Source organism: Mesocryomonas lacus (assembly GCF_055730135.2).
Genome location: NZ_JBUZWE020000017.1, coordinates 130,627 through 137,335 on the forward strand (window position 1 = coordinate 130,627; position 6,709 = coordinate 137,335).

Consider the following 6,709-nt stretch of genomic DNA (forward strand, 5'->3'; position numbering starts at 1 on the left):
TCAGAGATCCGGCGCCAGCGGCATCTGGACCGAGCCATCGAGGAACTTCTTCGGGCCGTCGGCGCCCGGCATGATGTCGAACTCGAAAATGTCGGTCGGCAGCCAGAGCGTGGCGCAGGCGTTGGGAACGTCGACGACGCCGGAGATGTGGCCCTGCACCGGCGCGGTGCCGAGGATCGAATAGGCCTGCGCGCCGGAATAGCCGAAGTTTTTGAGGTAGGCGATGGCGTTGAGGCAAGCCTGGCGATAGGCGACCTGGACGTCGAGGTAGTGCTGGGTGCCGGCCTCGTCGACGGAAATGCCCTCGAAGATCAGGAAGTCGTCATAGCGCGGCACGATCGGCGACGGCCGGAAGATCGGGTTCTTGATGGCGTATTTCGCCATGCCGTCCTTGATCAGCGTCACCTTAATGTGCAGCCAGCCGGCCATTTCGATGGCGCCGCAGAAGGTGATCTCGCCATCGCCCTGGCTGAAGTGCAGGTCGCCCATCGAGAGGCCGGCACCGTCGACATAGACCGGGAAGTAGATCTTCGAGCCGCGCGACAGGTCCTTGATGTCGCAATTGCCGCCATGCTCGCGCGGCGGCACGGTGCGCGCGCCCTCGGCCGCCGCCTTGTCGCGCGCCTCGCCCTTCAGCTTGCCCATGTGGGCGCTCGGACCGCCGTCCGGCAGCGCCGCCAGGATCGGCACGCGGTCCGGATCGGTGTCGAACAGCGCCTTCTCGCGGCTGTTCCAGGTATCCAGCATCTTCTGGTCGGGCAGGCAGCCGATCAGGCCGGGATGGATCAGGCCGGCATAGCGCACGCCCGGCACATGCCGCGACTTGGTGAACATGCCCTCGAAATCCCAGATCGACTTCTGCGCCTCGGGATAGTGCTCGGTAAGGAAGCCGCCGCCATTCTGCTTGGAGAAGAAGCCGTTGAAGCCCCAGAGGCTGTTGTCGAAGGTGCCGATGTCGAGGATGTCGACGACGAGGAGGTCGCCCGCCTCGGCGCCCCGGACGCCGATCGGGCCGGACAGGAAGTGCACCTGCTTCAGGTCGACGTCGCGCACGTCGGCGGCGGAATCGTCGTTCTTGATCTGGCCGCCGGTCCAGTCATAGGCCTCGACCTTGAAGTCGTCGCCGGGCTCCACCCAGACGGCCATCGGGATATCCGGGTGCCAGCGGTTGTGGATCATCTCGTTGTCATAGGGCGAGGTGTCGAGATCGACCTTGATGAGGGTGTCGGTCATGGCGCGGCTCCTGCTGCTGATGGTCCTGATGGGGTTTGGGGGAATAGGCTGCCGGGGTCAGACCGACAGGAAACGGGCGATGCGGGCCTCGTCGACCTTGGCGATCGGCTCGTCGTGGACGAGCTCGCCATTCTCGAGGACGAGCACCCGGTCGGCGATCTCCAAGGCGAAGGAGAGCACCTGTTCGGAGACGACGATCGACAGGCCCTTCTCGTCGCGGATCTTCTTCAAGGTGCGGGCGATCTCGCGGATGATCGAGGGCTGGATGCCCTCGGTCGGCTCGTCGAGCAGCAGCACCTTCGGCCGGGCGGCGAGCGCGCGGGCGATGGCAAGCTGCTGCTGCTGGCCGCCCGACAGGTTGCCGCCGCGCCGCTTGCGCATGTCGAGCAGCACCGGGAACAGTTCGTAGATATCGTCCGGCACGTCGCGCTCGCCGGTGACGGTGAGGCCGGTCTCGATGTTCTCGCGCACCGTCATCGCCGAGAAGATCATCCGCCCCTGTGGCACGTAGCCGATGCCGCTCTTCACCCGCTCGTGGCTCTTGGCGCGGGTGACGTCGGCGCCGCCCACTTGGATGCTGCCGCCGGTCGCCGGCACGATGCCGATCAGCGACTTCATCAGCGTCGTCTTGCCCATGCCGTTGCGGCCCATGATGGCGACGATCTCGTTCGGCGCGACGGCAAAGTTCAGCCCGTGCAGGACCTCGCTCGAACCATAGGCGGCATGCAGGTTGGATACGTGGAGCATCGCTTTCGCCTCAATGTCCGAGATAGACGTCGACGACCTTCGGGTCGGCCTTGACGTGCGCCATGGTCCCCTCGGAGATCACCTTGCCCTGGTGCATCACGGTGACGCGGTGGGCGATGTCCTCGACGAACTTCATGTCGTGTTCGATGACGATCACCGAGCGGTCGGCGATGATCCGGTGCAGGAGTTCGGCGGTCTTCACCCGTTCCGCCACGCTCATGCCGGCGACCGGCTCGTCGAGCATCAGGAGTTCGGGGTCCTGGATCAGCAGCATGCCGATCTCCAGCCACTGTTTCTGGCCGTGGCTCAAGAACTCCGCCCGGCGCTGCAGGTGGTCGGAAAGGAAGATGGTCTCGGCGATCTCCTCGACCCGGTCGCGCACGGCGGCGTCCCGCTTGAAGGTCAGCGCGCCCAGCACCGAACGGCCGCGGGGATAGGAGATCTCGAGGTTCTCGAAGACGGTGAGGTCGTCGTAGATCGACGGGTTCTGGAACTTGCGGCCGACGCCGGCATGGACGATCTGGTGCTCCTTCATCGCCGTCAGCTCCTTGCCCTGGAAGCGGATGGAGCCGCTGGTGGCGCGGGTCTTGCCGCAGATGAGATCGAGCGCCGTGGTCTTGCCGGCGCCGTTCGGCCCGATGATCACCCGGATCTCATTCTCGTCGACGTAGAAGGACAGATCGTCTACCGCCTTGAAGCCGTCGAAGGAGACGGTGAGGCTCTCCACCGCCAGCAGAAAATCGTTCTCGGTCGGCATCGGCCCGTCTCCTATTCTGCGGGGGTGCCGGCGGGCGCGACGGCCTCGCGGCCAGCCGTCGGGGCAGCTGCGCGGCGGCCCAGCAGGCGCTTCAGCCGCGGCTCGACATGGGTGGTGTAGAGACCGGCGAGACCGCTGGGGAAAGCCAGCACCACGGCGATGAACAGCGCGCCCATGGCGAACAGCCAGAGCTCGGGGAAGCTCTCGGAAAACGAGCTCTTCGCCCAGTTGACGAGGAGCGTGCCGTAGACCGCCCCGATCAGCGACAGCCGGCCGCCGACGGCGCAATAGATCACCATCTCGATCGAAGGCACGATGCCGATCAGCGTCGGCGACATGAAGCCGACCTGCAGCGTGAACATCGCGCCGCCGACGCCGGCGAGCGCCGCGGCGAAGCAGAAGACGAAGATCTTGAAGCCGGCGACGTCGTAGCCGGAGAAGCGCACCCGGTCTTCTTTATCGCGCAGGGCGACGAGGATGCGGCCGAGCTTGGAGGCCCGCACGACCATGGCCAGCGCAATGGCCCCGAGCAGAAGGAGGGCGTTGACGAAGTAGAGCGCGAACTTGGCCTCGTCGGTGCGGATGTCCCAGCCGAGCAGCGTGCGCAGGTCGGTGATGCCGTTGACGCCGCCGGTATAGCCCTGCTGGCCGATGATCAGGATCGTGAGGATCGCGGCGATCGCCTGGGTGATGATGGCGAAGTAGACGCCGCCGACCCGCCGCGTGAACATGGCAAAGCCGATGATGAAGGCGAGAACGGCGGGCACCAGCACGACGGCCGCGAGCGTCAGGCCGAAGGAGTGGAACGGCTGCCAGAAGAAGGGCAGCTCGGTGACCTGGTTCCAGTCCATGAAGTCGGGAATGCCGGGGGTCGACTGGATGGCGGTGGCCTCGGGGGTCGAGGCCTCGAGCTTCAGGAACATCGCCATGCAGTAGCCGCCGAGGCCGAAGAAGATGCCCTGGCCGAGGCTGAGAATGCCCGCGCTGCCCCAGCACAGCACCAGGCCGACCGCGACGAAGGCGTAGGTCAGGTACTTGCCGAAGAGGTTCAGCCGGAACACGTCGGTGAGGCCTGGAATCAGAAGCAGGAGGACGGCGGCGAGGAGCAGGAAGAAGGTCAGCTCGGTCCGGTCGCCGCCGGGCAGGAAGCGTCGCATCGCGGTTTTCATCGGCGCACCTTGAGGACGAAGAGGCCTTGCGGCCGCAGCATGATGATCCCGACGACGGTGAGGAGCGTCAGCACCTTGGCCATCGAGCCGGAGAGGAAGAATTCGAGCGTCGACTGCGCCTGGGAGATGGTGAAGGCCGAGGCGACGGTGCCGAGGAGGCTCGCCGCGCCGCCGAAGACGACGACGAGGAAGGTGTCGACGATGTAGAGCTGCCCGGCGCTCGGCCCGGTCGAGCCGATCATCGTGAAGGCGCTGCCTGCGACGCCCGCAATGCCGCAGCCGAGGCCGAAGGTGACGCGGTCGACCTTCTCGGTATCGATGCCGACGGCACCCGCCATCACCCGGTTCTGCATGACGGCGCGGACCTGCGAGCCCCAGCGCGAGCGGAACATCACGAGGTAGACGAGGAAGGTGATGAGGAGCGTGATCGCCATGACGATGAGGCCGTTGATCGGCACCTCCACCGTCTCGCTGAGCTGCATCGAGCCCATCATCCAGTCCGGCAGCGTGACCCCCACCTCGCGCGCGCCAAAAATGCTGCGGAAGGCCTGCTGCAGGATCAGCGACAGACCCCAGGTCGCCAGCAGCGTGTCGAGCGGGCGCTTGTAGAGGAAGCGGATCAGCCAGTGCTCGACCACCATGCCGAGCGCCCCGCTGGCGAGGAAGGCGAGCGCCATGGCGATGAAGAAGGAGATCCCCATCAAGGCGGGCGCGAAGGCCTGGAAGAAGCTGGAACAGAGATAGGTGACATAGGCGCCGAGGATCATGAACTCCCCGTGCGCCATGTTGATCACGCCCATCTGCCCGAAGATGATGGCGAGCCCGAGCGCCATCAGGACCAGCACCGAGAACAGCACGAGACCCGCAAAACCCTGCATGATGAAGATCGAACTGAGCTCGCTCCAGCTGTATTCCGCGAACATGCACTGCTCCTGAAGGAAGGATGCGGCCGCTTCGGGCCCGAACTGCCCGGTCCCGCAGGGGCGGAACCGGGCTGCATAGCCGGCTTTACTGGTAGCCCTCCGGGAACGGGTCGGGCTCCATCAGGTCGGGCGTCTCATAGACCAGCTCGTACTGGCCATCGGCCTTGGCGTGGCCGATGCGGGTCTTCGACCAGAGGTGATGGTTCGGGTGGATCTTGACGTAGCCTTCCGGCGCCGTGGTCAGCTCGATCCCCGGCGAGGCATCGCGGATCTTGGCGATGTCGAAGCTGCCGGCCTTCTCGACCGCGGCCTTCCAGAGCCAGGGGCCAAGATAGGCGGCCTGGGTCACGTCGCCGATGACGATGTCGCTGCCCCACTTCGCCTTGAAGGCGTCGACGAAGGCCTTGTTGTTTGGGTTGTCGAGGCTCTGGAAATACTTCATCGCGGCATAGGCGCCGACGATGTTCTCGCCGCCGATGCCGCGGATCTCGTCCTCGGTCACCGAGATCGTCAGGACCAGCGGCTTCTCCTTGGTCATGTCGATGCCGGCCGCCTTCAGCTGCTTGTAGAAGGCGACGTTCGAGCCGCCGACGACGATGGCGTAGATCACGTCCGGCTTCTTCAGCTTGATCTTGTTGATCACCGAGTTGAACTGGGTGTGGCCGAGCGGATAGTAGTCCTCGCCGACGACCTTCATGCCGAGATGGTCTTCGATGTGCTTGCGGGCGATCTTGTTGGAGGTGCGCGGCCAGATATAGTCCGAGCCGAGAAGGTAGAAGCTCTTGGCGCCCTTCTCGCGGGTCACCCAGTCGAGGCCGGCGAGGATCTGCTGCGTCGCTTCCTGTCCGGTGTAGATGACGTTCGGGCTCTCCTCGAGGCCTTCATAGAAGGTCGGGTAGTAGAGCATGCCGTCATACTGCTCGAACACCGGCAGCACCGCCTTGCGCGAGGCGGAGGTCCAGCACCCGAACACCGAGGCGACCTTGTCCTCGACCAGGAGCTTCTTCGCCTTCTCGGCGAAGGTCGGCCAGTCCGAGGCGCCGTCTTCCTGGATCACCTGGATCTTGCGGCCGAGCACGCCGCCCATCGCGTTGATCTGGTCGATGGCGAGCTTCTCGGCCTGGACCGAGCCGGTCTCGCTGATCGCCATCGTGCCGGTGACGGAATGTAGAATGCCGACGGTGACGGTGTCGTCGGTGACCGCGAGCTTGGTCGTGTTGACCTCGGCGGTCGGCTTGGCCTGCGCCCACGCCGCGCCCGGCAGCATGGCGGCCAATGCAAGGCCGGCCGAGCCGAGCAGCAGCCGTCGCCGCAAAGGCGAACGCAGCCCGGCTGAAATCGTCGTCGGGTCTTTCATGGCATACCCCTGTTGAGTGATCGGTCGGGAAGCGGCGATCGGTTGACGTCGTGGATCATCCGCCGCAATCTCGCATCGCAACATACGTTGAAATACGTATTCCGATTTCTTGCCCAACAACGAAGATGCAGACCTTCGGCCCCTACCGACCGCTGGATACATATGTCTGGAGGAAGGATGCCGTTTGCTTTGCAAGAGAAACCACGAAGAAAGTTAGTTGCGCTGCAACAACAGTCTGCCAACGGGTCAATTTGGGCCGATCACCTAAACGGGCGCTCGCCTGTGTGGGCACGTCTTGCCGTTGCATGCCGATGACGGAGTTCTCGACAGCGCCACAGCGTATTCTTCGGGTCCGCCGCAGCTATAACCAATGGGTCGCCAACGAGACCCTCGAGGATTACGCGCTGCGCTTCACTGTTGATTTCCACTGAGAGCTGACCCAGGCAGCCTCGGTTTTTCCATCGAGAATTGACCCATGTTTGAACTCGTCCCCACGCCATCGATGCGGGGGACATCGGAGTGA

6 protein-coding genes are annotated in these 6,709 nt (G+C 64.7%); all 6 read right to left on the reverse strand.

The features are described 5' to 3' along the window. Positions 1–1,233, reverse strand: a complete 1,233-nt coding sequence (fmdA, locus tag ACZLZY_RS22630) for a formamidase (protein ID WP_472936319.1) — start codon at positions 1,231–1,233, stop codon at positions 1–3. Positions 1,234–1,290: 57 nt separating this feature from the next. Next, on the reverse strand, positions 1,291–1,980 hold the full coding sequence (gene urtE, locus ACZLZY_RS22635; protein ID WP_472936320.1) for an urea ABC transporter ATP-binding subunit UrtE: 690 nt from the start codon (positions 1,978–1,980) through the stop codon (positions 1,291–1,293). Between the two features lie 10 nt (positions 1,981–1,990). Further along, complete coding sequence (gene urtD / locus ACZLZY_RS22640; protein WP_472936321.1) at positions 1,991–2,737, reverse strand: urea ABC transporter ATP-binding protein UrtD; 747 nt, start codon at positions 2,735–2,737, stop codon at positions 1,991–1,993. Positions 2,738–2,748: 11 nt separating this feature from the next. Next, positions 2,749–3,894 carry an urea ABC transporter permease subunit UrtC gene (gene urtC, locus ACZLZY_RS22645; protein WP_472936328.1) on the reverse strand — a complete coding sequence of 382 codons (1,146 nt, stop codon included), beginning with the start codon at positions 3,892–3,894 and terminating at the stop codon, positions 2,749–2,751. Between the two features lie 8 nt (positions 3,895–3,902). Next, positions 3,903–4,829 carry an urea ABC transporter permease subunit UrtB gene (gene urtB, locus ACZLZY_RS22650; RefSeq protein WP_472936322.1) on the reverse strand — a complete coding sequence of 309 codons (927 nt, stop codon included), beginning with the start codon at positions 4,827–4,829 and terminating at the stop codon, positions 3,903–3,905. A gap of 85 nt (positions 4,830–4,914) precedes the next feature. Further along, positions 4,915–6,186 (reverse strand): urea ABC transporter substrate-binding protein, encoded by a 1,272-nt coding sequence (gene urtA / locus ACZLZY_RS22655; RefSeq protein ID WP_472936323.1) that lies wholly within the window; start codon positions 6,184–6,186, stop codon positions 4,915–4,917. Positions 6,187–6,709 lie beyond the last annotated feature (523 nt).